Raw genomic sequence first — 423 nt, 5'->3', positions numbered from 1 at the left:
CTATAGTAACAGCAGGAGAATCAATGAATTGCTACTTACCTGTGATAGACATGGGTAAGTCATCTCATGAGAAGGAGTTTTTCATGCAACAATCAAGTACGCCACAAGCAACTACCCAGCTAGCCAATCCTCTATTAGCGAATAATGAGCAACTGGTAGCAGTGTCTGCCAAAGACATTGTCAAACAACATCTCGATAAACTGGGTATACCCCAAGATATTCAGATTGACGATGCCGAATTTGCAGAAAAAAAACAGCGCATTGCCGATTTGTTAAAACAGCATAATGCCACGTTAATTGCTCACTATTATACCGACCCAAAAATCCAAGCAATTGCCGAGGCTACAGGCGGTATCGTGTCGGATAGTTTAGAGATGGCAAGGTTTGGGCGTGATAGTGATGCCGATGTGCTTATTGTTGCAG

At 42.8% G+C, this 423-nt stretch carries 1 protein-coding gene; it reads left to right on the top strand.

Annotation, left to right across the window (positions count from 1 at the left end; translation table 11 throughout):
* Positions 1-83: 83 nt before the first annotated feature.
* The coding region (nadA, locus tag AAZT04_RS26235) for a quinolinate synthase NadA (protein ID WP_434682339.1) at positions 84-423 on the top strand (340 nt) is incomplete at its 3' end.

It is taken from the genome of Serratia sp. Je.1.23.a (assembly GCF_051129805.1).
Lineage (GTDB): Bacteria > Pseudomonadota > Gammaproteobacteria > Enterobacterales > Enterobacteriaceae > Serratia > Serratia liquefaciens.
The sequence above is the reverse complement of the archived record's forward strand: the minus strand, read 5'-3'. Positions and strand labels throughout refer to the sequence as shown.